Below are 1,794 nucleotides of genomic sequence, written 5' to 3' on the forward strand. Positions count from 1 at the left end.
GTTGCGTTTGCGCACAGATTGGATGGGTGTCCGAGCGGCCGAAGGTGACGGTCTTGAAAACCGTTGTGTCAGCAATGGCACCAGGGGTTCGAATCCCTTGCCCTCCGCGGGATTTCCCGAAAATGGCGCTTCACCTCGGTGATCACTGTTTTCGGGATTTTTTCCAGCTACGTGCCGCCGCGCCGGGAAGTTTGCCCGGATCGTGAGTCTGCGTATTTGTGGCGCGGGCGCAAGCCCGGTAGACTCAAGCGGTACTTGGAGACGTCGCATAGTCCGGTCGAGTGCGCCTCCCTGCTAAGGAGGTAGGGGTTCACGCCCCTCGCGGGTTCAAATCCCGCCGTCTCCGCTGTTGCCCCGCTGTTTCGTTGGAACGGCGGGGTTTTTCGTTGGCATGACAGGGTTTCGCTGTAACTCGTGCCTACGCGTGTGACTGCAAATTACGCCCGGTTTCGGGCCACCTTGAAGGCTTTTTTAGACACACAGTAGTCACAGGCTGAAGCTTGCAGTCGAGGTTGGAGCCGCTGGTCGAGACAGCCGGAGGGCTCCCGATCAGCCACTCAAGGTAGCCTGATGGTTTGCGATCAACCGGTCAAGGTATGAGAGACCTCGCTAAGAGTCTCATCATGTGAAAACCGCACGATAGAGCTAAAAAGTTGGGGTCTTCCTTCTACATGAGACGTGCATTCAGCGCTCTTACCTTGACCCGTTGACTCAAAAGCCCCTCATCGACCTTGACCCGTTGATGGCACACTCGATCGGAGAACCATGCTTCGACCATCTGCCGCACCTCTCCTCACTTGTTTTCATGCGCTGAACTAGATCCGCAAGAGATTGTTACTCGCACATTGGGACAGACTCCCACGGACTTTTGCCTCAGAGACAATCAATCATCCGGTAGTGAACCTCGATGGAGTCAAGCGAACGTAAATTGCTCGACCTCCTCAACTGAAACTCACGAGAGTTAATCGACTTTGACCTGCCTCCCTCCGTTGTGCAGATCACATGCAGCATCGAACATCCAACAGCTCCCGTATCACGCGACATACGGGAAACAACTCTTCGAGATGACAAACCAATAAGGTAGCAACCTTCGGCAAACACTGATACCGCGCACGGAGCGAGAACTCTCCCCAAGATTCAGCGACGTTGGCACGCTCATCACCGCGATGGCTTTTGTATGTATGACGAAATGCGATCTTTGAAAGCCACGTTCCACGCTCTGGGTTCGCTGCAAGTTCTGTTGTAACGACAGGCATTCGGTCGCGCCACAAATATCTGAGCCTAAGTTAACCAGCCAATTTTTTGCGTTCTCTCACCAAGCGGTTTTCAATGATCCGGTCGAGGTCTTCTTGACTGGTGACCGGTTTGAATCCGCCTGTGTTTTCTCCCGAAACATCGGTGTTGCCCTCGCTGGGCGCTGTCGAATCAGACATGGTCTGTTCCTTTCTTCCCGTTTATGGCTCGTCAGCCTTGTTGGTCCAGCCAATGTTCTCCGGGCTGTTTACGGAGTGCCACAAGGGGGCATAACAAAACCCCGCATGGCCAAGACCAATGCGGGGCAAACTTGCATTGCTTATAGGCTCGAAAAACGCTAACCTGATAGCAGGACGGGTTCCCCGGCCCCGCCCCCTCTCTGAGGTGGCTAGACATTGTCGAACAGGCGGGGATTGAACCCGTCCGCTACTTTTTTATTCGCGCAGTTCGATTTTAGGGGTTAATGCCCGGATTGTGTGTACGTGGTGTTGGTTTTTGTTCGGTGTGTCAGGGGTTTGAGCGCTGTGTACATGCTTTGAA

General features: G+C 54.1%; 1 protein-coding gene and 2 tRNA genes. 2 read left to right on the plus strand and 1 reads right to left on the minus strand.

Features of this window, described 5'->3' with window-relative positions; genetic code table 11:
* The first annotated feature begins 20 nt into the window (after nucleotides 1–20).
* Nucleotides 21–107, plus strand: a tRNA-Ser gene (locus tag AC1EJ1_RS10340).
* A 150-nt stretch (nucleotides 108–257) separates the two neighbouring features.
* Nucleotides 258–346, plus strand: a tRNA-Ser gene (locus AC1EJ1_RS10345).
* A gap of 940 nt (nucleotides 347–1,286) precedes the next feature.
* On the opposite strand, the gene AC1EJ1_RS10350 is transcribed toward AC1EJ1_RS10345, so the two are convergent.
* The gene (locus AC1EJ1_RS10350; RefSeq protein ID WP_285015977.1) at nucleotides 1,287–1,433 is read right to left on the minus strand and encodes a hypothetical protein; all 147 of its coding nucleotides are present in this window, start codon (nucleotides 1,431–1,433) and stop codon (nucleotides 1,287–1,289) included.
* Nucleotides 1,434–1,794: the final 361 nt, after the last annotated feature.

The organism is Pauljensenia sp. C0170B4 (assembly GCF_056590235.1).

Coding starts and splice junctions, on each gene's coding strand:
- AC1EJ1_RS10350 (WP_285015977.1), bottom strand. CDS start 1,433: ATGTCTGATTCGACAGCGCCCAGCGAGGGCAACACCGATGTTTCGGGA.